The organism is Variovorax sp. LjRoot84, from assembly GCF_964254305.1.
GTDB lineage: Bacteria > Pseudomonadota > Gammaproteobacteria > Burkholderiales > Burkholderiaceae_C > Variovorax.
Genome location: NZ_CAXUTE020000002.1, coordinates 1,112,989 through 1,136,512, shown reverse-complemented (window position 1 = coordinate 1,136,512; position 23,524 = coordinate 1,112,989). Strand labels below are relative to the sequence as shown.

Genomic DNA, 23,524 nt, shown 5'->3' with positions numbered 1-23,524 from the left:
AACAGTGTTAAATGTACTTTGCTTGCGTTCCTTGTCAATGCTTTTTCGGGCGGATCGCTGAAAGGGCCAGTAGGGACAGGGCACAACGCCCCCACGCGGCAACGGCCGGTACCGACTTCTGAAGACCGATCGCTCGATCTGGACGTCGTGTGCCGCCCGTATTGAGAAAGAGATCGAACAGCTCTCTGGTCTCGCGCAGCGTGAGGGGGTGCACACCGCCGCACTCGCAATCGATGCCCGCAATTGGCAATGGATGAAGTTTGTAGCGTGGGAGCACGCAGTTCCGATTGACGAGGTTGTCACCGAGAAGTACGAGATCCTGCATGTGTCCACGCCCGGCGGGCCGGGTTTGGTAGGGAGCACCGCCTACGCACAGGTGCGCCGAATTTTCAGAGCACCTCTGCGGTCTTGGCAACGCGTGGCGTTTGCCGGCCTGCCATCGCGCTCGTGGCCATGGCATTGGCGCCTACCGCGATCTTGTTCTTCTCACGCGGGCGCTTGTGGCAGCCGTGAGCCAAATGGATCTGGCGGCAGAATGGCGTGCTCATAGACTCGCCCTGCTTACGGCCACAAGCATCGGTGATCGGGCGGGTCCAGTAGCTCGCGGAGTCGCCTCTCTAGACTCGTAGCCCTTCACGAAGGAGAGATCGAACGAGGTCGGCGAGCGCAATTCAGGGCGAGCGATCTGCTGAACAGGACCGACGCATCGATCGCCGATGGCGTGCCCATGCAGGTGGCGTTGTCGTTGATCGACTTCGATCCATCGCAGCCGCGGCGTTCGGTCGATGAAAGGACCATCGCGGAACTGGCGGAGTCGATTCAGACGCACGGGGTGCTGGAGCCCGTGTCGCTGCGCCGGCATCCGGAGGCAGCGGGACGCTACATCGTGAACCGGGGGGAACGTCGCGTTCGCGCGGCCAGGCGCGCGGGACTCGAAACGGTGCCGGCCTTCCTGGACGACCGGGTGGATCCGTTCGCCCAGGCCGCAGAAAACCTCCACCGCGAAAACATGTCGCCGTTCGACCTGGCGCTGTTCATCGCGGAGCGCGAGAGGGAGGGGTATTCGCGCGCGGAGATTGCCCGCAGGCTCAACAAGCCTCGATCATTCATCACCGAAGCCGCGAGCCTGATCGACGCGCCGGCGCAGGTGCGGTCTGCATTCGAGACAGGACGTGTGGGTGGCGATACCCGGGTGCTCTACCAGCTCGCAGCGGCGATGAAGAAACGACCGGCCCAGACCGTGGCGTTGCTGGAGGCAGCGCAGCCATCACGCGTGGCAACGTCGATGCGATTCTTGGTCGACCACCGCCAGCTGAGTCGGGCGCAGCAGCGACTGCGGCGCCCGCCGCGGTTCGTTGCGACTCAAGGCGCACGACAACGACCTGGCAGAGATTCGCTTCGGCGATGGCTCTCGCGACCTCATCAATTTGAAAGAGCTCCGGCTCGTCTGCTGGGCGACGGAGGAATGAACCATGGACCACTTCAATATCGGCCGATCTCGATCTGTGACCGTGCCCACGCACCGCATTCCCATCGCGCTTCGGTTGCTAGAGATCTCGCTTTTCGTCGGTTGGCAGGTGGTGCGCCTGGCATGCTGCGCCTTGCTCGTGCTGATGGAGCCGTTTCTGCGCGCGACGTTCGTGCCGATCGGATTCCTGGGGTTCCTGGTAACCCTGGTCTTCGGCTTCCTGATCGGCGACCCCCGATTTCCGCGCTGGGGCATGCTTGCGTTCTCGGTGGGGGCTGATGCTCTACTGGCTATTCCTGGGCCTGATGAGCCTCTTCATGACCTTGCCGCCCAGCCATGACCGTCATTGACAGCCACCTGCTCGAACGCGTCGCGCGCGAGCGGCGCTTCGATCCGCGGACATTGGAGATTGCCTGGCGGCTTTTCATCGAGAAGGAACCGGTCAAGAAGTTATCGGCCGAGTACGGCGTGAGCAGATGACCGAGCTGACCGCGGAAGCGAACAGTAGTCGATGGATCGGCGACCGCGAGGGCATCGGTAGTCGCGAGATCGACTGTTGACGCCCCTGCGCTGCCCATGGAGTGCCAGCGTCCTGGTCGCGTGGTTAACCCCGGAGGTCTTCCAGAGTCTTTCCGGCGGCCAGTGCGGCCTTCAGCCATCCGGGCTTGGGCCCCATCCCGCTCCAGGAATTGCCGGCATCATCCTTGTAGGTCTTCGACGCGGCGCGCTTCGCCTTCTTGCGGGCAGGGCGGGCAGCTGGCGCAACAGTCTCGCCGGACACGGTCTCCACGGAGACAGGCTTCGACTTCTTGCGCGATCCCACTCGGAATTCGTCGATCGACCGACCCGCCGTCAGCGCGTCACGAAGCCATTGAGGACGCGGTCCACGGCCTGACCAGACGTTGCCGTTGCCGTCACTGAACTTCGCACCGGACTTGCCCGAAGCGTTCGTGGCCTTCTTCGGCTGAGCAACTGTCTTGTTCGTGCCAAGTCCCAGTTGTGCAGCCGTCAGGCCGTAGTGCGCAATCGCCACCTTGATGCGGTCGATGACACCTTTGACCTCACTGTTGCGCAGAGCTTCTGCCTGTCGTTGAAGCTGTTCGATCTGCTTCTGGATCTGCTTGTACGTTTGCGCCATGGATACTTCCATTGAATGAATAGAGGGCCGACTTTACTCGGTTGCCAATGGGAAGCTGATTAACTCCATTCGCCAGTCCACCAATGCGTCTGATTGATGGGTGCCCGTTCGACAGTGTGAATCATGCTAGACCACATCTTCGGGACTGCTCACGACTCTGCGGTATTTGCCCATGGCCTCTGGCTCGACCCCAAGCCACCGTGCGACCTGATCGGAATCTGTCCCGCGGCGCAGCTGCCGCAATGCAAAGGTATGCCGCAACCGGAACGAGCCGCCATCGCTGGCATCCAGACCTGCTTCCTCCAAGACCTGCCTGGCGGCCTTGTACTGCGCGTCCTTGCTCCAGGGCTTGCCGCTGCGGGTCGACGGGAAAAGGAAATTGCCCAGAATGCGAGCTTCCGTGCGGACTTGGAGCCAGTGCTGCAGCAACTCGCCCGCCCAGGGGGCGATCGGCGTTTCGCGTGCGGGCGAATTGCCGTTGCCCGGCACCGCGACTTTCCATGGGCGTTCGCGCACGCGGCCACCGCGCGATGTCGGCGCATCGAGGGTCAGCGCGCGAACATCGCCCGGTGCCAGGCCCCCGCCCAATTGCAGCGCAACGGCCACTCGATTGCGCAGCTGCTGCCAGGTGAAAGCCAGATGACTGTCGCGGCGTGAGCCCGACAGACCCGGGCGAGGTCGCGCATCCGACAAGAACGTGATCAGGTGCCGCGCCTCGGCCACCGACAAAAACTCAGGCAAGGGATCGGCCTGCGCGGCTTCGGCGTAGCGGATCTCCGGGTGCGCATCGATCCAGTCGCTCGCCGCCGTGTTCACGGGTTCGCCGGTCTCAGCGGCATGGTGACGCAGCACCCGGTCGATCAGGCGCAGCAGGCGAAGCGCGTGACGCGGGGTGAGCGACAGGTCGGCGCTTTTCATGCCGAAGCGCGCCGCCTGGAACGCCTGCAGATCGCGGACATCGAGAGACGCCAGCGACACGGCCGGGGATTGTCCGAGGCACCAGGCCGTGAAGCTGCCCCACATGTCTCGGTAGACCTCGATGGACGACGCCTGGCGCAGGGATCCAACGGCGCGCTGATCCTGCAACCATCGCTCGAACGCCAGGCGATGAACGGCGAGGGGCGACTCTTCGAAGAGGGAGAGAGAAGGCATTGAAATTACGCTAACGGCGAAGGCCTTGATTTTGCCTAGCTGGGTTCGTTTTGTCACTTTGTAGTGGAGTGGGCGTGCGCTTGCTGGTTGCTAAGTTGGTGTGCCGTTAGTGTATTAATTGCGGCACAAGGGATGGGGCCCGGCCTGGGGTTCCGGGCTCGAACTCTGGGACAAGAAGCAGGACCGCTGCGTGACCACCGTGCAGCCCGAGTTCGGCCGCACCATCGTGCTGCCGCACGGCCCCGCGAGCTACCACGGCCACACCAAGCCGCTGCAGGCGCCGGACGGCCGGCCGCGCCGTTCGGTCGCCGCCTACTACTACACCAGCCCGCTCGCCGGCAAGCAGCACGGGGACGAATCGGCCTCGGTCTTCATGAAGACGCACCGCGTCGACCGCGTCAAGGCGCTGGCCCGCATGCTGACGCCGCCTGTGGTCTGGCTGCTGGCGCGAAAGGTCAGCGGGCGCGCCTGAGGAGCGGACCCGGCGCTGCCCCGCAGGACGGGGGAGATGTCAGTCTTTCGACTTCGGGACTTCCCCGAGTGTGCGACAGTCCTACGCCAGCACTGGCAACTCCCGACACCTTCGGCCGGTCGCGCTGCAGCAAGATGAATCATGAGACATCTGTGGTTAATGGCCAGGGTGATCGTGATCATCGTGCTGACACCCTTGGTCGCGATTGCGGGCTTGGCCATGGGCCAGATCTACGCCGTGCTGGCGCTGCTGTCGCTGCCGTTCCTGTTGGCGTACGAACTGATCCAGCGGAAGGCCGAAGAAGCCGCCTTGGCCGAGCGCGAACTGGATCTGCTGCAGATGACCTACCCAGACGTTCCGCGGCACATGCTGCGGCAAGCCAGGCGGGAGACTCTCATGCAGGAGGGCGGACATGAAGTAGACGCGCGGCAGTTGGAGCGCGATGCGACAGCGGAGATGTGGGCCGACACTGCAGGGCAACGCGCTCCAGACCTGTCGCGCTGATGCGCTCGCTCGCCGAAGCGTTCGACGGCCCCGTGCTCAACGCGCGCACACGCATCAATCATCCTTGCGAGTCGCTTGGCGACCTGGCATTCAGTTTCCATCGTCGTGCTCGCATTGACGCAATGAAAGTGGCAGTAGTTTCTGCTGCGGCCAACATCCTAGATTCCTGGATCGAGGCCGCGGCGCTGCTGCCGCTCGAAAGTCGTGCAGGTCTTTTCTGCCAATGGCATGCGCCTGCTGTCCCGCAGACAGTCCGGTTTGGTCATTCACGGCTACCTCCACGCGCAGTCGCACATTGTCGAATGGCTGAGCTGGTTTCAGCTCGGAAATGCTGCCGCGCGCAGCTCGCTCAACGAATTCGAAGAACCCCCGCGACACCCGCTTACCGTCAACACCGGGGCCGTAGACGCGAACGCTTCCTAGGTCCGGCCCGGCGGCACATGAAAGATGAAACTTGAAGTCGCACCCATCGTCCGAAATGGGGACCAAGTGCGATGGCAACCCGTCGAGCAACAGGTTCCTGAGCAGCGCTCGAACGTCAGTCCAATAGGGTGGCTTATTCCCAAGTCCTCACAGGTGTCCATTTGGTGATGGTCCGCCATCGTCGCGGATCGCGCGATTGACACACCCAACAAGGCCATCACCTGGCGCACGGCCAGGTCTAGGGCCGCGCGGGACAAAGCACACTAACATTGCGGGCGACCAGCGGCAGGTGTTGGTCGTTCCTGCCGCTCTCGCAAGACGGCACCCCCGGCCCGAGTGCAAGTCTGAGCAATGAGCAACAAGAGCAAAAGGATTCGCGGCACCGTCGAGATGGTTGCCGCCATGCTGATTTCGGGGACGATCGGGTGGTTCGTCGTTTTCTCCGGGCAGCCCGTGATCCAGTTGCTGTTCTGGCGCTGTGTCTTCGGTGCCGTGACGCTGCTGATCGCATGTTTCCTCACGAGAACGCTGGTCGGCCCGCTGACGCTCAAGCAAGTCGGTTGGGCCGCCCTCGGCGGTGTGGCCATCGTCCTCAACTGGCTGCTGATCTTTGCCTCGTTCTCGCGCGCGTCGATTTCCGTCGCGATCGCGGTCTACAACACACAGCCTTTCATCCTGGTCGGCCTCGGCGCGATCTTCTTCTCGGAGCGCATCACTGGCACCAAGCTCGCGTGGCTTGGCATCGCATTCGCGGGCGTACTGCTCATCGTCTATGCCAGACCTTCAGCGGCAGCCTACGCCGGGCCCCCAAGCGCGTATATCGCCGGAGTCCTGATGGCGCTCGGCGCTGCATTTTTCTACGCCATCGCGGTGATCGTGACCAAGAAACTGGGCGATACGCCGCCGCATCTCATCGCGTTGATCCATGTCTGCGTCGGCACCGTCATGATCGCGCCGTTCGCGGACCTCACGAATCTTCCAACCGACTATCGGGCCTGGCGCGATTTCGTGGTGATGGGCGCCGTATACACAGGTCTGGTCTTCGCGCTTCTGTACGGCGCGATCCAGAAGCTGCCGACGCACTCAATAGTTCGCCATCGGGCGAGCCCGACCCCGGGGCATGAAGCGGGGGACGTGGCTGGCGACAGATGGCGCGTGGTTGTAGGATGAATTTGGGCGCTGCTGACGAGGTCGGCTTTCCCTTGGTGCGACAAGCCCGTTCAGTAGTTGGACCCGCAGTCCTGCGAGCACCCCGGAATGTGGCAGAGGGCGGCGACGCCCCGAAGCACGCTTAGTAGAGTTCGATGACGAGGACTGCCTGCGGTGCCCATCAACCGCCAGGAGGTTCTCATGCAAGTGCTTTACACGCGCTGTGCGGGCCTGGACGTGCACAAGGACACCATCGTGGCCTGCGTGCGGTGCGTCTCGCCGCCCATGCACCAGGAGGTGCGCAGCTTCGGCACCACGACTGCCCAGTTGCTCGAACTGGCCGATTGGCTGGCCGAGCACGACTGCACCCACGTGGCGATGGAGGCCACCGGCGTGTACTGGAAGCCGGTGTGGCATGTGCTGGAGGCCGAGTTCGAGTTGGTGCTGGCCAACGCCGCGCACATTCGCAACGTGCCCGGGCGCAAGACGGACGTCAACGACGCGATGTGGATTGCCGATCTGCTGGCGCACGGCCTCATTCGCTCCAGCTTCGTGCCGCCGCAGGCGATCCAGCAGTTGCGCGACCTCACGCGCACGCGCAAGCAACTCGTGCGGGAGGTCTCCCAGCACTCGCTGCGTATCCAGAAGGTGCTGGAGGACGCCAACCTCAAGTTGGGCAGCGTCCTGTCGGATGTACTGGGCAAGAGCGGCCGTGCGATGCTCGATGCCATCGTGGCCGGCCAGAGCGATCCGGCGCTGCTGGCCGCGCTGGCCCAGGGCACGGCGCGCAACAAGACCGCCGAGTTGCGCGAGGCGCTGCGCGGGCGCATCACCGAGCACCATCGCACGATGCTGCGGCTGCACCTGCAGGTCATCGATGCCTTGCAGCGCACGCTGGGCGAACTGGATGCGGCCGTGGGAAAAGCGCTGGCGCCGATCCGGCAGCGCGCCCGCCTGCTCACGACGATGCCCGGGGTCTCTGACCTGACGGCCAGCGTCGTGGTGGCGGAGATCGGCGTGGACATGTCGCGCTTCCCCACTGCCGGCCATCTGATCTCCTGGGCCGGACTGTGTCCACGCAGCGACGAGAGCGCCGGCAAGCGCCGATCCACCCGCGTGCGCAAGAGCGGCACCTGGATCAAGACCACCCTGGTGACTGCCGCCTGGGCCGCGGTGCGCGTGAAGACCAGCTACCTGCGTGCGCAGTTCCTGCGTATCAAGGCACGTCGCGGAGCCAAGAAGGCCATCCTCGCCGTGGCCGCTTCCATGCTCACTGCCGCGTACCACATGCTTCGCGACGGCACCGAGTACAGCGACTTGGGTAGCGAATACCTCGACCGCCACGACCGATCCAAAATCATCCGCCGCTTGATCAAGCGCCTTCAAGACCTCGGCTGCGAGCTTCCTGTGGTTGCTCATACGGGATAGCGCTTCTTAGTAGGTGCACTGTCCTTCCTCTATCCCATCTTCGCCATGGTCGTGGACTTCGTCGCCTTCGACCATAGGCTCAAGCTGTTGCAGTTCGTCGGCTCGGTTGCCATCCTGATCGCCGCTGCCGGAATGACCCTCGGGTGGTCCCTGCATCGAAGGAAGACTACTTCGCACACCTGAGCTTGGAAGGGAGCCGCAATGGGAGCGGCGGCTGGGCGCGACAGCATGACTCTCTTCGTCGCCGCTCGAGTAGTTCACGTTGATGGCCGCGATCGGAATTCTGGCGTGTCCCGGCTCGCCGGAGCCGGCGTTCCACTCGGGAATTGGGTGGTCCATCACCGCGGCCTATTCAGCCGAACAACGGGTAGGAAAGCTTCGCGCGCCATAGGCTCTGAAAAGGTGTTCCCCTCTGCTAACCGTAGGGACCAGCCTGCTCCCACTCCTTCCGGTGGATTCATGCAGCGCTTTCGATCTTGCAATGAATGCTTTAGTAAACGCTGAAGGATTGGCTGGCCGAGAAGTGCAGCCGGGGGTTGAACGGCACTGGCCGACAAAACGCCGCCCCTCGAAGCAATTGCGTCGTGACAACGCAACTTCATTCACGCTCGTGCGATCTCTGGTCGCTCACGCACGCGTGCCGGGCGGGCTTTTATGAGTATGCTGGCCGAGGCGTTGACCCGATGACCAGAGCGAAGCGACGCTTCCGGGTCTGCGGCATCGAGCTGCGGCTGTTCTGACCTGAACTCACATGATGCGCCTCCCAGTCCTTCGCCTCTCTCGCCTCGGCCTCCGCGCCCGGTTGACCGTGGGCGTGGTTGCCGTTGTCCTGCTGACGACGCTGGGCGTCGCCACCGCCGCGCTCTACTTTGTCAAGCGCCACATGCAGGAGGACATCGCCAACGAACAGTTCGAGCGGATTTCGGCCATCGCCGATGCAGTGGATCAGAAGTTCTTAAGCCGGCGCACCTTGCTCAAGACCTTCGGCAACAGCGTCGAGGCACAACACATTGCCGACAGCAAGCTGCTGCAGGACTTTGTTATGCAGCACAAGTCGCTGAAGGAGGCCTTTGACAACGTCGCCTTTGTCGACAGGAACGGCGACCTTGTGGCCAACCTCAACGGCGCGGACAAAATCGGCAAGGTCAATATCAAAGACCGTGAATACTTCCTGCGGACGGTCGCTGCCAAGGCGGGCGTCATCTCGCAGCCCTACCGGAATCGACTCAACGGCCTGGCGCAGATCGCGATGACGGAGCCGGTATTGAACAGCCAGGGTGAAGTGGTCTATGTCATCTCCGGCGCCATCAGCCTCAAGGAGCAGAACTTCCTGGGTGAACTTGCCAACATCAAATTTGGCAAGAGCGGATACATGTTCATCGCCAATACGGATGGCATTGTTATCGACCACCCTCGCAAGGACCTGATTCTGCAGAGTGTGAATGCTGAGGGAGGCCGCAATCCTGCGCTGGACCGCGCCATCGCCGGATTTGAGGGTACGGCCGAAGCCATGAATCGCGTTGGCGTGTACGGGCTCTACGCATTCAAGCGCAGCAGCCAGACCAACTGGGTGCTCGGGGGCATTTATCCGCGAAGCGAGGCCTTTGCCCGGATCGAAGAGATCGAACGGTACACCTGGGCGGGCGCGCTGCTCCTGACCGTGCTGGTGGGAGGCCTCGCCTTCGTGGTCATGCGCTCCCAGCTCGCGCCCTTGTCGCGGCTGCATGAACACATGCAGGTTTCGCGCGCCGTCTCGAACTACGCCCCCTTGGAGCAGGTCGGCCCCAAGGACGAGATCGGCGATCTTTCGCGCACCTTCGATTCGCTCATGCTGGAGCGCCAGATCTCTCACAAGCGGCTGCGGTCGAGCGAGCGGTTCTTGCGCGATGTGACCGACAACCTGCCGGCCGTCGTCGCCTACTTCGATCGCCACCAGGTCTGCCTCTTCGGCAACAAGGCGGGACTCGCCATGCGTGGCAAGACGCCGGCCGACATCGGCACCCTGACGATGAAGGAGTCGCTGCCGGAGGCGGTCTACAAGCAACTGGAGCCGGAGATTGCCAAAGTGCTGGCGGGGACGGCGACGCGCTACGTGGGCACCTACGATCGCAATGGCAAGGAGGGTTTCTTCGAGTGCCATCTGGTGCCCGACATACGCCATGCCGGCGAGGTGTTCGGCTACTACGTGATGACCTTCGACGTCACGCGCCAGAAGGTGGCCGAACGCGAGCGGGCTGCGGGCGAGGCTCGCATTCGCACCATCACCGATAACCTCCCGGCACTGGTCTCGCACGTGGATGCATCGTTGCGCTACACCTTTGTCAACGCACATGTGCGGGCGCTGCACGACAACGCGGAGCTGGTGGGCCAGAGCATGGCCGATGTGCGTGGAATCGAAGACTTCAAGATGGTCGAGCCCTATGTGCAGCGTGTGCTCGCCGGGGAAGCGGTGACCTTCGAGAAGACTGGATACCGTACGCGCGGGCTCAGTCAGAACTGGTACCAGTCTCACTACATTCCGGATCTCGATCAGGAAGGCATCGTGCGAGGCTTTTATGCGATGACCTTCGACGTGACCGAGCGCAAGCGAGCCGAGATCCGCAGTGCCGAGAGCGAGAAACGCCTGCGCGGGCTCACCGACAACGTGCCGGCGCTCCTGACCGAGCTGGATCGCGATGAGCGGGTGGTATTCTGCAACGGCAGGTACCTGACCTGGCTCGGCATCCCGCCATCTTCGATGATGAACCGGCCCATTCGGGAGGCCGTTGGTGACGCGCACTACGAGATGCGCAAGCCGCTGCTGGCGCGCGCGTTTGCCGGCGAGGAGGTCTCCTTCGAGCAGACGGCCAAGCTGCTGGTTGGCGAGCGGACCCTGCAGACGACCTACCTGCCGCAGAGGAATGCAGAGGGCGAGGTCGTCGGCCTGTACATCCTGGCGAACGACGTGAGCGACCTGAAGCAAAAGCAGATGCAGCTCGACACCCTCGCGCGTGAAGACGCACTCACGGGCCTGCCGAACCGCCGGTCCTTCGAAGAGCACGTGCGCGAGGCATTCGCCAGATCCCGGCGGTCCCACCTTCCGGTCTGTCTCATGTTCCTGGACATCGACTACTTCAAGTCAATCAACGATTCGCTGGGCCATGCAGCGGGTGACGCGGTGCTCAAGGAGTTCGGCCGTCGGCTCAAGGAGAGCGTGCGTGAGACGGACATGGCGGCGCGCTACGCCGGCGACGAATTCGTGGTCCTGCTCGAAGGTGTCACCGATGCCGACGAAGCGCGGCTGGTTGCCGGCAATGTGATCAGTGCGATGCAGCCGATATTCCACCTTCCGAGCCGCACCTTGCAGGTGACGACCAGCATCGGTGTCGCGATCTCGGAGGGGGATGAGGACTTTCCCGCGCTGCTGGCATGCGCCGACTCGGCGCTGTACGCGGCCAAGAAAGAGGGACGAAACCGATTCATGATGGCCGCGTCGAGGTCCGAAACCCAGGAAGCCCGGTACGGATCCTCATTTGCGAGGCGGGAGCAGCTGGTCCAATGAAAACCGAAAACATCGCCGACGCCGCCGGTTCTCGCATCGGGCCGGACTTCACCATCGCGTTCCAGCCCATCGTGGACCTCGAGCAGCGAGGCATCTTCGCGCATGAGGCGCTTGTTCGAGGCATTCACGGGGAAGGGGCCTTTGAGGTGCTCGGCAAGGTGCAGGCGCGTCATCGCTTTGCTTTCCATGAGGCGTGCCGCGTGAGGTCGATCGAGATGGCATCGATGCTCGGCATGCAATCGAGGCTCAGTCTCAATGTCACGCCCAACGACATTGCAAGGCCAGCGCAATGCTTTCATACCGCCATCCGCACGGCCGAGCGAGTGGGCTTTCCCGTCGATCGCCTGATGTTCGAGATCACGGAGGGCGAGCCGTTCAAGGACCTGCGCGAACTGGCCGCGACGTTCGAAACCTTCGAGCGCTTCGGGTTCACCTCGGCCATCGACGATTTCGGTGCGGCCTATGCAGGCTTCGAACTGCTGGCCGCTTTTCAGCCGGATATCGTCAAGATTGACATGAGCTTCATTCGGGACATCCACCTCAGCGCCGTGCGCTTCACGATCGTGAAGGGGTTCGTCGCGACGTGCGACGAACTCCAGATCAAGGTGATCGCGGAAGGGGTGGAGACCCGGCAAGAGGTCGATTCGCTCCGAAGCCTCGGCGTGAAGTTGTTCCAGGGCTACTTGTTTGCACGTCCTTGCATAGCCATGCTGCCGAATGTTGCCTGGGATGCGGCCTGAGCTTGGCGCTGCGCGATGCCCGTCGGCGCCAGCAGACGGGCGCGCGCGATGGCCTGCTGTCGATTGCCCATGTCGCCGCTGACTGGTGTCGACGTCGCCGTGCCGTTGGCGAGGGTCGTCACCGGAGGACTGAGATGGGCGAGGCCGTCAGGGCGCAGTCCTGGCCCACCCTCGCTGCGGGCTCAGAGGCTTCGTAGGCCTCGGACATCGGCTTCGGGCAGCGTGGTCGCACTGTCAGAGCCCAAGACCACGGCCAGCAAGGCATTGCACGTCCGCCGATCGGTCCGAGGGACAGAAAGCCGGACCTATGCGCCGCCGCGGAAGCAGGACAGGCCCCACGGCGTCAGCTTCACGGGCAGGTGGTAGTGCTGCGACATATCGGCCAGGCCGAAGCGGAAGACCTGCACGCCCATGAACGCGGGCTCGGGCAGCTTGACGCCTCTTGCGCGGTAGTACTCGGCCACGTGCAGGCGCAGCTCGTAGAAGCCGATCTCGAACAAGGACTCGCGGCTTTCGATGCCGTCGACCACGCCATTGCTGCCGACCTTGCCCGAGGCCACATCCGTCCAGCCTTCGCCCTTGAACCGGGCGATGTCGACCCGCATGCCCTGAGCGACAACGCCATGGGCTACATCGACGACGTGGATGGAAACGGCCTGCATTTGAAAGCTCCATGAAGTATCGATGGCCGGCAGTATGACGCCATCGCCAGTGCCGCATTCAGGGGCAACTCGCCGCTGCGTGGGCTGATCCTCGACATGTTTGCGAAGCCAAACTGATCCTGACGCTGCGGGAACGCCGGCTTGGTTCTCGCGACTTCCTCCGTCAAATGCCCCGATAGCGACGTCGAGGTGATGGGCAGCCGCGAGCGCAGGCCGCTGCACCCGTTCCAGGCTGTGCGCGTCCGCAATGCCGAGGGTGACGCCTTGCACATCGCGTTCGATGCGCCAGCACTCCGGGAAGCGACGTGGCAACGCCCGATGCAGCGGAACGGACACGAAGCTTCCGAACGCTGTTGGTGCCCAAACGGGCGCGGAGACGTCGGCCGACTGATCGAGGCACCCGGATGCATGAGCAACTCCGCGTCACATGAAAACTTTGGATTTCATGTCGCCATGAGTCTCTCCAATGCACGCCATCTGGCCACACCGACTTCGTCAGTAATGCACGTTTCCCTTGTGGAACCGAACCCCAGAATCCGCACGCGCGGCCGCTCGCAACCGTACGATACAGCCGTGCCGCACGAGGAAGCGAAGGAACTGAACCATGAGCAAACGCAGCGATGACATCGAGACGGTGCCCCATAGCTTGGATGTCTGGCCATCAGGGCCGAAGGCCCAAGCGAATGCCAGGCCGTTCGCAAGCACCGTGGCCAACTTCTTTCGCAGAAATGGCGGCGCGGACGCTCCAGAGTCGATGGTCGCCAAGATCCAGCCATTCGGGCCGACATCGGAGGTCGTCCAGCGCGAGCAGACAGCCGCGAAGTCGGCGCTCTACAAGCACTGGGACGCCATCAAAGCCGAAGGCATCACGGCATCGCAGTTCATCGCGTTCTTGCAGCCTCTCGCCGACTTGGACGGCATCACGGTCTCGTACACCTACAGCCATGAAGATGGCACGGAGCACGTCTACAACCACAGGCGCGGTGAGTTCGGGAGTGCAAATCCGCTTTCCCGAGCCATTCAGGAAAAGAAGCTATCCAAAGACAAGGCGCTGACCTTCGCGCTGAATGAGGAGGGCCGCGTCTGGATCGAGAGCAACTTCATCGAGCTCAGCGACCTCACGTAGGGTTCAAGACGCGGGCCGGAGAGCTCCAAGGTGCTCTGCATTGGGCCGACATGAAAAGGCTCGTTCTCACTGTCCTCCTGCTGCCCTTGGCCTTGCCCTGCGCGGCAGCGTCAGGTGCGGGGAGCAGTCGTGCAACAGGCCACATCAGCTTCAAGGTGCACGTGCCACCGGTTTTCAAGGTCCTGCAAACAACGCCCACCGCCGGTGGCTACGAATACCGGGTGTGGGCGAACATGAAGTCCATTGTGATCGACGGCAAGGAACATCGATTGACCCGAGTCGGCGAGACGACCTTGTTCGTACCCTCCTCGAAGGACGCCATTATTGTTCATGGGCTCTAGGGTCAGGTTGGCCGTTTTGAGGTCGAGCCCGCAGACTTCAGTTCAGGCGCGCCGACGCAAGGGCTCTGTCTGCCGATTTCAGGTAGCCAAGTGCCGCAGACGGGCCTTCGGCATGCAGGACGGCCGTGAACGTCTCCAGATTGCGGGGCAACGCCATCACCCCGATTGTTCGCATCGAGAGAGGAGGCGGACATGATGGATACCCGAAGTCCAGGTCCCGCTGAGCTCCATGGATTGACGCCCGCTCATACTTCCTCCGACGCTGTGCAGCTCCGCAGATTGCGGCCAAGAGACCGCGTTGGAGATGAATGAGAATTGCTTGTTACTGCATTCCGTCTTTCTTCATTTCATCCAGCGCCCAGCCCTTGTGCGAAGTGAAAAAGAACAGCCGCCACTTGCCGCCTTCGAAGCGCCAGCCGCCGAAGCTTGGCTCGCTCACGTCCTCACGCTTGTACTTGCCATCGGTCTTGGGCGGTATCAAGCCGACCTGACGCAACATGACGCTGGCTGTCCCGTCGGGCATCATGCGGACTCCCTTCACCTCCCACCGGAGGTCGGTGTTCTTCACGTCGTACTCGAACGCGGTTTTCACCGCCGTCTTGCCCTTCATGCGCCCGTAGTGGTCGAGCGCTTGGGTGAACCAGACATCCTCGGTCATCAATGCCAGGCAGGCATTCACGTCGTGCCGGTTCCAGGCTTGAGACCCGCGCCGTGCAGCAGCTGCTGTTGCACGGGCTGGAACGCCATCAGGTCTTCTTTTCTGCTGCGCTCCCCAAGCAGATCTCGCCACCGCTCTTCAATCGCTACGGCGGTGCCTCCAACAGCTTCGGCAACCACGTGGACAGCTCGGTGCGCTTCCTGCGCAACGGCGCCGGCCGCGTGCGCACCGATGTGTCGTGCACCGTCTTCCTGAGCGAGCCTTCCGACTACGACGGCGGCGAGCTCGTCATCGAAGACACCTTCGGCGAGCAAAGCGTCAAGCTGGCGGCCGGCGACATGGTCATGTACCCGGGAACCAGCGTCCATCGCGTGATGCCCGTGACCCGCGGCGTGCGCGTGGCCAGCTATTTCTGGATCCAGAGCATGATCCGCAGCGACGAGCAAAGGCTCCTGCTCTACGAGATGGACAACCATCTGCGCCATCTGCGCAGCACCTTCGGCGAGACCGACAAGGGCGTGATCGGCCTCACCAGCACCTACCACAACCTGCTGCGCATGTGGCTCGACGTCTGAACCATCGCGGCAGCCTCTTCTGCAGGAGTTTCTCGTGTCATCCATCCCTTTCCGGACGATCGCTTTCGCATTGGCGCTTTGCGGCGCGGCCAGTGCCTTCGCCCAGTTCGTCGATCACAACACCGTGCGCTGCGAAGCCGTGCCCAAGGAAGAAATGAAGCCGCAGATGGAACTGCAGCGAAAGCTCAGCGACGAAGGCTGGAAGGTTCGGCAGGTGAAGAACTTCAACGGCTGCTACGAGGTCTACGGCTTCGATGCGAAGGGCAAGCGCACCGAAGCCTTCTTCCATCCCAAGACTTTCGCCAAGATCGGAGAGGTCCGCCAGCCCGAGTAGCGCGAAAGGCTTGCATGGCAGTCATCCGCCCGCTGGTACCCGTCTGGGACGTCGCGCAACGCCTGCTCCACTGGGGGCTGGCCGCCGCTGCGACGGCCGCCTGGCTCAGCGGCGAAGAAACGCTCGCGTTCCACATTGCGGCCGGCTACGCGACCCTGGCGCTAGCGTCGACACGGATCCTCTTGGGCTTTGTCGGCAGCCGCAACGCCCGCTTCGCCAACTTCGTGCGCAGTCCGGGCGCCGTCTGGCGCTACGGGCGCAGCATCGTGCAAGGCCGCGAACACCGCTACCTGGGGCACAACCCGCTGGGCGGCTGGATGGTGCTTGCACTGCTGCTGTTGACGGTCGTCGTCTGCGCCAGCGGCTACATGTACACGACCGACGCCTTCTGGGGCTTGCGCTGGGTCGAATGGATTCACCGCGGCAGCGCCTGGCTGGGTGTCGCGCTGGTCTGCGTCCACGTCAGCGCCGTCTTCGTGATGGGCCGGCGCCACGGAGACAGGTTGGTCGCAGCCATGCTCACGGGCCTCAAGCGACCGGCTCGGCCTCCATGCGACGCGGAAGCGTCCGAGGCCGACTGCAGCTCGAACTAGTACATCCCGTAAATAGGTTTAATTATTAGGATCGAAGTAGGGGTTGAGTAGGAGCGCGGGCGCCGGCGTGACGAGATGAAGGCCATCTCCGGCTCCCACGCCTTGCTGACGAACATCGTGCTGGCCTGGAACACCAGGGGCATGAACGAGATCGTGGAGCGACTGCGAAAGGATGGTATGGCGATCGACGATGCGTGGTTGCGTCGCATGGGACCGGTGCACTTCGGGCACATCAATTTCCGCGGCACGTTCCGGTTCGGGATCGAGAAGTACGCGCAGGTGCTGCTGCGGCAGTCGTCAGCCACCGGGGAGAAAATGCTCTCCGAAGGCTGATCTAAATGGGTGGCCCGACGCTCTGCGCCAGGACCTCAAGCGAAGCGTCGAGGGACTGTGTCATGGAATACGACAAGGCCAAGATCGAAGAGGTGCTATTGACGCTACTCGGCGTCTTCGAATTCGAGAGCGGGCGAGTATGGAAGCGCTACGACTTTGCCACGATGGATGCCCTGCACGCCAAAGGCCTCATCACTGAACCGCACGGGCGGCGGCAGTCGATCTACCTGACCGACGAGGGCATGCGCATGGCCAAGAAGATGGCGGCCAAATACTTCGGGCCCCGACGCAGCGGCGAGGAATGCTGATCTACAGGAGCCGGTGGACTCACTCGTAGGGCGCGGGGACGACCAGCCGGGAAGCCAACAAGCGGCCCAGTGCGACGATCAGCGTCGCGATCCCCAGGTTCCAGATCAGGATCATCACGGTTGCGTCCAGGCTATGGAAAAGCGACATCGCCGTGGCGCTCATCGCCGCGACGGCCAGGCTTCCTGTCAGCGAGACCGTGCTCGCCGATAGCAGCGCCCCGCGGCGCAGCATGGCGAACATGGCGAGCGACAGCGGCAGGCTGGTGATCAACGCGGTGGCGAAACAGCGCGCCGTCTCGCCGAGTTGGACGCCATCGGGGCCGATGCCGACCCAATTCACCAGACATCCGTACCCGACGGTGCCCACCCACGCGAGCAGCGCCGGCACCGGCAGCAGGGCCCAGCCACGCGATCGGTCGGGCAGATTCAACATGAACGACGCGACCGCCGCCAGCACACTCGTCAGCAGGGCGGCGGCCGTGCCGACGATGAAGGCCGGCTGGTCCAGCCGCTGCGCAAGGTCAGGGCGCACGCCATGGCCCGCGGCCAGCAACCCAAAGATCAGCACCGCCAGCAGCAACCACAGCGCCGCCCGAACCACAGGCGGCCGCAAGCGGCGCACCGGAGGGGCATCGGCCACCAGCGCCTCGATGAGTTCGCTCGTCGTGATCATGATTCGCCGCCAGATCCGTTGAGTAGCTTGCGCAGCCTCTTGAGCCCACGGTGAGTGGCCACCTTCAGGGCCGCGATCGACATCCCGCTGACCGTGGCGGCCTGGCGCAGCGACATCTCCTGCAGTTTCATCAGCTTGATCGCCTCGCGTTGTGCCGGCGGCAGGTGCTCCACCGCCTCGCGCACGGCCATCGAGTCGACCGTGTCCTCAAGGTAGTTCGCTTCGGTGGCCGCCAAGGTTTCATGTCCGGGGGGCAGCGGTGTTTCGTGCTGGACAGTGCGGCCCTGGCGGCGCAGCCGGTCGACGATGCGCCGATGCGCAATCGCCACCAGCCATGGGCCGAAGGGGCGGCTCGGATCGTAGGTATGACGGATGGAATGCACGGTGAGCAGGACATCCTGCACCGTGTCTTCGACATCGCTGCGATCGCGATGCGCCTTCGCCGCCAACGAGCGCAAATACGGCGTGATCTCGTCGAGCAGGCGCCGATAGGCCTCTCGATCACCCGCCTGGGCACGCGCCATCAGGATGGACCAGTCGAACTCGCGCACCACGACGGCCATCTCGGTCGGCGACGTTGCATGAGGGACGAGCCTCAGCGCAGGGTTTCGATCGCGGCTGCTGTTCACGCAATGCACGATAGCTCTCAACGCGGTCCGCCGGGGCGACTATTTTTCTCTCGCGGCGCGTAACCTTTCCCCGCCGTCGAGCGAACTGTCGGTTGTGGTCTCGACCCGAGACCCCAACCGAGAGGTGAAACCATGACTCATCAGGTGTTCGCAGGTTCCGCGCTGTCTACCGCGCTCGGACTGGTGTTGGCCGCATCGGGGATGGCGGCCCAGGCGCAAGGCATGGACATGAGCAAGGCGCCGCAGGCCGTCAAGGACAACATGGCGCGCATGGAGAAGAACAAGCTGGAAAAGTGCTACGGCATCAACGCCGTCGCCAAGAACGACTGCGCCGAGGGTAAGCACTCCTGTGCCGGCCAGTCCACGCAGGCGCGCGACACCAAGTCCTTCGTGCTGCTGCCGGTGGGCGACTGCGCCAAGATCCAGGGCGGAAGCATGAAGTCGAGCTGAGCGCGGTGGCGGCCATGCGTGACGAACGCGGCGCGGTGCCCGCCGCCGCGGGGATCGGGCTGCGCTTCCAGCACCACGAGGCCGTGCTCGAGACACGACCCGCTGTCGCCTGGCTGGAGGCGCATACCGAGAACTACATGGGCGGCGGCCCACCGATCCGCACACTCGAGGCCATCCGGCGCGACTATCCGATGTCCCTGCACGGCGTCGGCCTGTCGCTGGGTAGCGCGGATGGGCTGGACGCCGCGCACCTTGAACGCATTCGGGATGTCGTGCGCCGGATCGAGCCGGGGCTCGTGTCCGAACACCTGTCATGGAGCGCCGTCGGCGGTACCTACCTGGCCGACCTGGTGCCGCTGCCGATGACCGACGAAGCGCTCGACCTCGTCTGCCGCCATGTCGAGCAGGCCCAGAGCTGTCTGCAGCGCCAGATCCTGATCGAGAACCCATCGACCTACCTGCGCTTCAAGCATTCGATGATTCCCGAATGGGACTTCATCGCGGCAGTGGCGCAGCGCACCGGCTGCGGAATTCTGTGCGACGTCAACAACATCTACGTCAGCGCGTGCAACCATGGCTGGGACGCCTCGGCCTACCTGGACGCACTGCCCGCGCATGCCATCGGCGAAATCCATCTCGCCGGCCACACGCTGAAGCAGATCGAAGGCGGACAGGCCTTGAGGATCGACGACCACGGCTCGCGCGTCGCACCGGAGGTCTGGGCACTGTATGCGCAGGCGTTGGCTCGGTTCGGCCCGGTGCCGACGCTGGTGGAGTGGGACACGAACATACCGCCCTTGGACGTGTTGCTGGCCGAGGCGGCCCAAGCCGCGGCGCTGCTCGAGGAGACGGGCCATGCCGTCGCTGCATGATGTACAGCATGCAATGCGGTGCAGCCTGCTGCAGGACGGGGAAGGTCCTGCGGCGGACCTGATCGTCGGCGCGGGACTGGCGCCCGCGCAGCGGCTGAGCATCTATCGCAACACCATGGTCGCAACGCTCGCCAACGCGCTGCGGCTGTCATTTCCGGCCGTGCATCGGCTGGTCGGCGCGGACTTCTTCGAGGGCGCCGCGCAGATCTTTGTGCGCGACAAGGCGCCACGCTGCGCCGATCTGAACGCCTACGGCGCCGAGTTTCCGGATTTCCTGCAGCGCTTCGAGCCCGCGGCAACGCTCGCCTACCTGCCCGACGTGGCTCGCCTCGAATGGGCGGTGAACCGTGCGCTGCACGCGCCCGACGCCGACCCGCTCACGGTGGAGCGGCTGGCAACCGTCGCACCCGCCGACCACGGCAAGGTGTGCTTCACGGCGCACCCGTCGGTATCAATGTTGCGCTCGGAGTTCCCGGTCGACGCCATCTGGCGCGCCGTGCTGCAACAAGACGACGAGGCCATGGCCGCGATCGATCCGGGCAGCGGGCCCGTGTGCCTGCTGGTGCAGCGCCTGACGGGCGAGGTCGAAGTCGAGCGCCTCGACGAGGGCGCGTGGCGTTTTACGGCCGCATTGTTCGAGGGCAGGCCACTCGACGCCGCGCTCGCGGCGGCGGAGGCGGCGGGCGTCGATGCGCCCGCACTTCTCGCGCAGCACCTGAGCGCGGGGCGCCTTGTTGCATTTCGGCTCGCTGCTGCGGAGGGCAACGGGCCTTGCCGAGAGGGAGACACGCCATGATCCAACTTCTCGCGCGCCTGCGCCGCTGGCTCGAGGCGGTTCCCTACACCGCCCTTGCCGTCCCGCTGCGGCTCGCGGTGGCGACCGTGTTCTGGAACTCCGGGATGACCAAGCTCGCGAACTGGGACACGGCCGTTGCACTGTTCGCGGACGAATATCGCTTGCCGTTGCTGCCGCCGGAACTTGCGGCGTACATGGCAGCAAGTATCGAGTTGAGTGCACCGGAGATGCTCGTGCTGGGACTCTTGACCCGGCCCGCCGCCGCCGTGCTGCTGGGCATGACGGCGGTCATCGAGATCTTCGTCTATCCCCAGGCGTGGCCGACGCACATTCAGTGGGCTGCGATGCTGCTCGTTCTGCTGTGCCGGGGCCCCGGAGCCTTGTCGCTCGATCATTGGTTGTGGCAGAAGATCGGCCGGCAGTTTGACCCGATTCTCAAATGACCAGCGACACGCCGACCCGATGCCAGGAATTCGCGCGCTTGACATCATCCGCCGAGGTTTATCTTCGGTGCCACGATGTGTGCTACATAGCTCACCCCTCCCACCGGACGCCGCCATGAACATCCTGCGTTGCATCGCCATGCTCGCGCTCCTCGCCTATGGTCCTCTCAGCGCTGCGGCCGACGGCCTGATGATGCTCAAGAGCCCCTACAGCGTCACAGAAACGATGAATCGGCTCGAAGAGGTAGTGAAGAAGCGCGACCTCAACGTCTTCGCGCGCATCGACCACGCGGCAAGTGCGGCGAAAGTCGGCAAGACGCTTCGCCCGACTGAGCTTCTCATCTTCGGCAATCCCCAAGGGGGCACCCCCTTGATGGAATGCGCGCAGACCGCCGGCATCGATTTGCCGCTGAAGGCGCTGGTCTGGCAGGACGAGTCCTCGCAGGTCTGGCTGGGTTACAACGATCCTGCGTACTTGGCGCAGCGCCACGGAGCTGTGTCATGTCCGGTCGTCGAGAACTTGCGCAAGGTGCTGGCGGGTGTGGCCGAGGCCGTCGTTGCGCGCTGATGCAATGTCACGCGCGTCGATGGTCGGGAAAAATTGGGGTGCCGAGACCCGCCGAGTGATCATGAAGGCCGCCTTCAGGCCGCTAACGAGGATATTGCTGGCCGTGACGGCGTTCGCTGGCAACTCGCTTCTTGGATCGGCGTTGGCGATCGGCGCTTGCACTCTTCGCATTTGCGACAGCCCTTTCCCTCGCCTACGTTGAGCAATCGCTGCGACCGACGCGCCAGCGGGCAGCGCAAGCGATTCGCCCACGGTACGTCCAAACTGATACGGTCAGCAGCGATATTCGGTTGGAGATCAAGGCTGTAAGACGACCGGCGGTCACGACATCACCCACGCTCGCAAGGCGTTGCCGCGCAAAGCGTTCTTACTGTCGATCTCCACCGATCCCTGAATTTTCTGCAGCTAAGTTAGAACTCGCGGGGTCCGGGCGGCCAGGGCACCATTGCGCGGGGCAGTGCTTTCCGGAGAGGGCACCGTGCCGTGACCTGCAACCTCATCGATCTGGCGATGGTGCGAGCACGGCTCGACGCAGGTCGTCGAAGCCATCGATGATGAAGTCGTACGCCATGTTCGGCAGCGGGTCGGGTGGACCCTCGGGGCCCCACTCCTCGGGCCGGCGCACGAAGGCCGTCCGCATGCCGGCTTGGTGGGCGGCGTTCAGGTCGAAGTTGTGGCAGGCCACCATCAGGATCTGCGCGGGCTCGAGGTTCATCCAGCGCGCCGCCGTGCGATAGGCCTCGGCGTGCGGCTTGTACACACCGATCATTTCGCAGGAAATGATCGCGTCCCAGACGATGCCGTTGCGCCGCGAGACATCGACTACCAGCGAAACCGGCAGCATGGTGAAGGACACTACTGGCAGCGCAGCCCTGAGTGCCGCCAGCGCGGCCGGGAAGTCGGGCCAGGCGTCGAGTTCGTGCCAGGCGCGCCACAGGTCGAGGCGGTCCGCGGCGGTGAGTCGGTCGAAGCCGAATTGGGCCAGCGTGTCGTCGAGAACGCGCCGATGCACGTCGTCCATGTGGAAGTCAGGCCGCACTTGGCCGACGATGCCCTTCATGGTGCGCCGCCGCCAATCGTTGACCGGCGCGTGCCAGTCTGCGGTGATGCCATGGCGGGCGCCGACACGATGGAACGCATTCACGAGCCCGGCGTGCCAGTCGAGCACGGTGCCGCCGGTGTCGAAGGCCAGGGCCTGGATGTTCATGCGGTGTCCTCGGTGTAAGTAAGGCGGCGCGGGTCAGGCCCGCGCCGCGCCGTCGCGTTGCTGCCAGGCGGTCGGGCTTTGCCCCAAGCACTGCGAGAAGACGCGCCCCAGCGCGCTGGCGTTGGCGTAGCCCACTTCCACGGCCACCTGTTTCACCGGCAGCCCCCGGCGCAGCATGGTGCGCGCCAGCCCGAGACGCCACCCGGTGAGATATTCACCCGGCGGCACACCGACGAGCTGCGCGAAGTGCGCCGCGAAACGCGCACGCGACATGCCGGCCTCGGCAGCCATTGATTCCAGCGTCCAGGCGCGCGCGGGCTCGGCGTGCACGGCGCTGAGCGCCTTGTGCAGCCGCGGGTCGGCCAGGCCCGCCATCAGGCCACCGTCAACCAGGCGCTGCTCGATGGCATAGCGCAACACCTGGATCACCAGCACCTCGGTCAGGCGGTTCACCACGGCGTCGTGGCCGCAGCGTTGGCGGAAGGCCTCGCCGAACAACAGCTGTTGCGTGAGGTCCAGCCCGGGCAGACGAGCCAGCGGCACGAGCAGCCGAGCGGGCAGGGCACGCAGCAAGGGGTTCTCGTCACCGACACCGAACTCGACCGAGGCACACACCAACTCGGCGCCTTGCACCGGATCGGCGTCCAGACGGTGTGCCGCTGGCCGGGCGAAGAACAGCACGCTCGGCTCGTCGAGCACCGTGCGCTGCCCGTGGACATCGGTGACGCCGAGGGTGCCGTGTCGCAGCAGGTGCAGATGGCCCACGCCGTGCTCGGCGTCGAAGCCGCTCACGCCGCACAGCGCACCACTGTGAAAGACATGGGCGCTCAGCTCGAAGCGCTGCAGCAAGGCGGAAAGACGGTCCGACATGAGACGTATCGTATATCAATTGAGACGAACAGCGTCCCAAAGTCTCACTCAAACCCGTAGACTGCGACTCA

Annotated in this window: 30 protein-coding genes and 2 pseudogenes; 22 read left to right on the top strand and 10 right to left on the bottom strand. The window is 64.0% G+C overall.

The genetic code is table 11. From position 1 onward, the window contains the following. Nucleotides 1–34 precede the first annotated feature (34 nt). Nucleotides 35–325: a hypothetical protein gene (locus tag ACSQ9I_RS36170; RefSeq protein WP_436317129.1), complete on the bottom strand. Its 291-nt coding sequence runs from the start codon at nt 323–325 to the stop codon at nt 35–37. On the opposite strand from ACSQ9I_RS36170, the gene ACSQ9I_RS36165 reads away from it, so the two are divergent. From ACSQ9I_RS36165 to ACSQ9I_RS36150, 4 genes and pseudogenes are all read left to right on the top strand, one after another. Beyond that, nucleotides 209–550, top strand: coding sequence for a hypothetical protein (locus ACSQ9I_RS36165; RefSeq protein ID WP_436316770.1), 342 nt, complete (start codon nt 209–211; stop codon nt 548–550). The two genes, ACSQ9I_RS36170 and ACSQ9I_RS36165, sit on opposite strands and share 117 nt — an antisense overlap. A gap of 177 nt (nt 551–727) precedes the next feature. Beyond that, a pseudogene (locus ACSQ9I_RS36160) lies at nt 728–1,198 on the top strand (ParB/RepB/Spo0J family partition protein); the annotation flags it as partial. 274 nt (nt 1,199–1,472) lie between these two features. Continuing rightward, a complete protein-coding gene (locus ACSQ9I_RS36155) occupies nt 1,473–1,808 on the top strand; it encodes a hypothetical protein (RefSeq protein ID WP_436317128.1) in 336 nt (111 codons plus the stop codon). Beyond that, entirely contained in the window at nt 1,805–1,948 is a 144-nt protein-coding gene (locus ACSQ9I_RS36150) for a hypothetical protein (RefSeq protein WP_436316769.1), read from the top strand. The genes ACSQ9I_RS36155 and ACSQ9I_RS36150 overlap by 4 nt, the downstream gene beginning before the upstream one ends. Nucleotides 1,949–2,072: 124 nt before the next feature. Here the strand turns inward: ACSQ9I_RS36150 and ACSQ9I_RS36145 are convergent, their stop codons facing one another. Then, on the bottom strand, nt 2,073–2,606 hold the full coding sequence (locus ACSQ9I_RS36145; RefSeq protein WP_436316768.1) for an H-NS family nucleoid-associated regulatory protein: 534 nt from the start codon (nt 2,604–2,606) through the stop codon (nt 2,073–2,075). A gap of 126 nt (nt 2,607–2,732) precedes the next feature. Beyond that, the gene (locus ACSQ9I_RS36140; RefSeq protein WP_436316767.1) at nt 2,733–3,758 is read right to left on the bottom strand and encodes a tyrosine-type recombinase/integrase; all 1,026 of its coding nucleotides are present in this window, start codon (nt 3,756–3,758) and stop codon (nt 2,733–2,735) included. A gap of 118 nt (nt 3,759–3,876) precedes the next feature. Between ACSQ9I_RS36140 and ACSQ9I_RS36135 the strand changes: the two genes are divergently transcribed. The 4 genes from ACSQ9I_RS36135 to ACSQ9I_RS36120 all read left to right on the top strand — a co-directional run bounded on the left by ACSQ9I_RS36135 (nt 3,877) and on the right by ACSQ9I_RS36120 (nt 7,734). Next, nucleotides 3,877–4,230, top strand: coding sequence for a hypothetical protein (locus ACSQ9I_RS36135; RefSeq protein ID WP_436316766.1), 354 nt, complete (start codon nt 3,877–3,879; stop codon nt 4,228–4,230). A 141-nt stretch (nt 4,231–4,371) separates the two neighbouring features. Further along, on the top strand, nt 4,372–4,734 hold the full coding sequence (locus ACSQ9I_RS36130; RefSeq protein WP_436316765.1) for a hypothetical protein: 363 nt from the start codon (nt 4,372–4,374) through the stop codon (nt 4,732–4,734). A 774-nt stretch (nt 4,735–5,508) separates the two neighbouring features. Then, complete coding sequence (locus ACSQ9I_RS36125) at nt 5,509–6,327, top strand: DMT family transporter (protein WP_436316764.1); 819 nt, start codon at nt 5,509–5,511, stop codon at nt 6,325–6,327. Between the two features lie 180 nt (nt 6,328–6,507). Next, a complete protein-coding gene (locus ACSQ9I_RS36120; protein ID WP_436315254.1) occupies nt 6,508–7,734 on the top strand; it encodes an IS110 family transposase in 1,227 nt (408 codons plus the stop codon). A gap of 6 nt (nt 7,735–7,740) precedes the next feature. On the opposite strand, the gene ACSQ9I_RS36115 is transcribed toward ACSQ9I_RS36120, so the two are convergent. After that, a complete protein-coding gene (locus tag ACSQ9I_RS36115; RefSeq protein ID WP_436316763.1) occupies nt 7,741–8,073 on the bottom strand; it encodes a hypothetical protein in 333 nt (110 codons plus the stop codon). A gap of 412 nt (nt 8,074–8,485) precedes the next feature. Here ACSQ9I_RS36115 and ACSQ9I_RS36110 point away from each other — a divergent pair, with 412 nt between their 5' ends. Together ACSQ9I_RS36110 and ACSQ9I_RS36105 are read left to right on the top strand one after the other, a co-directional pair. After that, complete coding sequence (locus ACSQ9I_RS36110; RefSeq protein ID WP_436316762.1) at nt 8,486–11,275, top strand: PAS domain-containing protein; 2,790 nt, start codon at nt 8,486–8,488, stop codon at nt 11,273–11,275. Beyond that, nucleotides 11,272–12,015, top strand: coding sequence for an EAL domain-containing protein (locus ACSQ9I_RS36105; protein WP_436316761.1), 744 nt, complete (start codon nt 11,272–11,274; stop codon nt 12,013–12,015). Before ACSQ9I_RS36110 ends, ACSQ9I_RS36105 begins: the two co-directional genes overlap by 4 nt. Before the next feature lie 305 nt (nt 12,016–12,320). On the opposite strand, the gene ACSQ9I_RS36100 is transcribed toward ACSQ9I_RS36105, so the two are convergent. Further along, entirely contained in the window at nt 12,321–12,677 is a 357-nt protein-coding gene (locus ACSQ9I_RS36100; RefSeq protein WP_436316760.1) for a hydroxyisourate hydrolase, read from the bottom strand. Between the two features lie 604 nt (nt 12,678–13,281). Between ACSQ9I_RS36100 and ACSQ9I_RS36095 the strand changes: the two genes are divergently transcribed. Continuing rightward, the gene (locus ACSQ9I_RS36095) at nt 13,282–13,803 is read left to right on the top strand and encodes a hypothetical protein (protein WP_436316759.1); all 522 of its coding nucleotides are present in this window, start codon (nt 13,282–13,284) and stop codon (nt 13,801–13,803) included. A gap of 50 nt (nt 13,804–13,853) precedes the next feature. Beyond that, the gene (locus tag ACSQ9I_RS36090; RefSeq protein WP_436316758.1) at nt 13,854–14,144 is read left to right on the top strand and encodes a hypothetical protein; all 291 of its coding nucleotides are present in this window, start codon (nt 13,854–13,856) and stop codon (nt 14,142–14,144) included. A 322-nt stretch (nt 14,145–14,466) separates the two neighbouring features. Here the strand turns inward: ACSQ9I_RS36090 and ACSQ9I_RS36085 are convergent, their stop codons facing one another. After that, nucleotides 14,467–14,823, bottom strand: coding sequence for a hypothetical protein (locus ACSQ9I_RS36085; protein WP_436316757.1), 357 nt, complete (start codon nt 14,821–14,823; stop codon nt 14,467–14,469). Here ACSQ9I_RS36085 and ACSQ9I_RS36080 point away from each other — a divergent pair. The 5 genes and pseudogenes from ACSQ9I_RS36080 to ACSQ9I_RS36060 all read left to right on the top strand — a co-directional run bounded on the left by ACSQ9I_RS36080 (nt 14,805) and on the right by ACSQ9I_RS36060 (nt 16,945). Beyond that, nucleotides 14,805–15,377: a Fe2+-dependent dioxygenase gene (locus ACSQ9I_RS36080; RefSeq protein ID WP_436316756.1), complete on the top strand. Its 573-nt coding sequence runs from the start codon at nt 14,805–14,807 to the stop codon at nt 15,375–15,377. The two genes, ACSQ9I_RS36085 and ACSQ9I_RS36080, sit on opposite strands and share 19 nt — an antisense overlap. A 34-nt stretch (nt 15,378–15,411) precedes the next feature. After that, the gene (locus tag ACSQ9I_RS36075) at nt 15,412–15,711 is read left to right on the top strand and encodes a PepSY domain-containing protein (RefSeq protein WP_436316755.1); all 300 of its coding nucleotides are present in this window, start codon (nt 15,412–15,414) and stop codon (nt 15,709–15,711) included. A 14-nt stretch (nt 15,712–15,725) separates the two neighbouring features. After that, nucleotides 15,726–16,304 carry a cytochrome b/b6 domain-containing protein gene (locus tag ACSQ9I_RS36070; RefSeq protein ID WP_436316754.1) on the top strand — a complete coding sequence of 193 codons (579 nt, stop codon included), beginning with the start codon at nt 15,726–15,728 and terminating at the stop codon, nt 16,302–16,304. 51 nt (nt 16,305–16,355) lie between these two features. Beyond that, a pseudogene (locus ACSQ9I_RS36065) lies at nt 16,356–16,637 on the top strand (Tn3 family transposase); the annotation flags it as partial. 62 nt (nt 16,638–16,699) lie between these two features. Beyond that, nucleotides 16,700–16,945 (top strand): DUF6429 family protein, encoded by a 246-nt coding sequence (locus ACSQ9I_RS36060; protein WP_436316753.1) that lies wholly within the window; start codon nt 16,700–16,702, stop codon nt 16,943–16,945. 19 nt (nt 16,946–16,964) lie between these two features. Here the strand turns inward: ACSQ9I_RS36060 and ACSQ9I_RS36055 are convergent, their stop codons facing one another. Then, nucleotides 16,965–17,618 carry an NrsF family protein gene (locus ACSQ9I_RS36055; protein WP_436316752.1) on the bottom strand — a complete coding sequence of 218 codons (654 nt, stop codon included), beginning with the start codon at nt 17,616–17,618 and terminating at the stop codon, nt 16,965–16,967. Next, the gene (locus ACSQ9I_RS36050) at nt 17,615–18,181 is read right to left on the bottom strand and encodes a sigma-70 family RNA polymerase sigma factor (protein ID WP_436316751.1); all 567 of its coding nucleotides are present in this window, start codon (nt 18,179–18,181) and stop codon (nt 17,615–17,617) included. Before ACSQ9I_RS36050 ends, ACSQ9I_RS36055 begins: the two co-directional genes overlap by 4 nt. A gap of 198 nt (nt 18,182–18,379) precedes the next feature. Here ACSQ9I_RS36050 and bufA1 point away from each other — a divergent pair, with 198 nt between their 5' ends. The 5 genes from bufA1 to ACSQ9I_RS36025 all read left to right on the top strand — a co-directional run bounded on the left by bufA1 (nt 18,380) and on the right by ACSQ9I_RS36025 (nt 21,376). Continuing rightward, a complete protein-coding gene (gene bufA1 / locus ACSQ9I_RS36045; RefSeq protein WP_436316749.1) occupies nt 18,380–18,697 on the top strand; it encodes a BufA1 family periplasmic bufferin-type metallophore in 318 nt (105 codons plus the stop codon). 14 nt (nt 18,698–18,711) lie between these two features. Continuing rightward, complete coding sequence (gene bufB / locus ACSQ9I_RS36040) at nt 18,712–19,569, top strand: MNIO family bufferin maturase (protein ID WP_436316748.1); 858 nt, start codon at nt 18,712–18,714, stop codon at nt 19,567–19,569. Beyond that, nucleotides 19,553–20,365 carry an HvfC/BufC family peptide modification chaperone gene (locus ACSQ9I_RS36035; RefSeq protein ID WP_436316747.1) on the top strand — a complete coding sequence of 271 codons (813 nt, stop codon included), beginning with the start codon at nt 19,553–19,555 and terminating at the stop codon, nt 20,363–20,365. Before bufB ends, ACSQ9I_RS36035 begins: the two co-directional genes overlap by 17 nt. Beyond that, nucleotides 20,362–20,808, top strand: coding sequence for a DoxX family protein (locus ACSQ9I_RS36030; protein ID WP_436316746.1), 447 nt, complete (start codon nt 20,362–20,364; stop codon nt 20,806–20,808). Before ACSQ9I_RS36035 ends, ACSQ9I_RS36030 begins: the two co-directional genes overlap by 4 nt. Before the next feature lie 115 nt (nt 20,809–20,923). Continuing rightward, the gene (locus ACSQ9I_RS36025) at nt 20,924–21,376 is read left to right on the top strand and encodes a DUF302 domain-containing protein (RefSeq protein WP_436316745.1); all 453 of its coding nucleotides are present in this window, start codon (nt 20,924–20,926) and stop codon (nt 21,374–21,376) included. Between the two features lie 496 nt (nt 21,377–21,872). On the opposite strand, the gene ACSQ9I_RS36020 is transcribed toward ACSQ9I_RS36025, so the two are convergent. After that, nucleotides 21,873–22,583 carry a haloacid dehalogenase type II gene (locus ACSQ9I_RS36020; RefSeq protein WP_436316744.1) on the bottom strand — a complete coding sequence of 237 codons (711 nt, stop codon included), beginning with the start codon at nt 22,581–22,583 and terminating at the stop codon, nt 21,873–21,875. A 33-nt stretch (nt 22,584–22,616) separates the two neighbouring features. Then, nucleotides 22,617–23,453, bottom strand: a complete 837-nt coding sequence (locus tag ACSQ9I_RS36015; protein WP_436316743.1) for a cupin domain-containing protein — start codon at nt 23,451–23,453, stop codon at nt 22,617–22,619. Between the last annotated feature and the right edge of the window lie 71 nt (nt 23,454–23,524).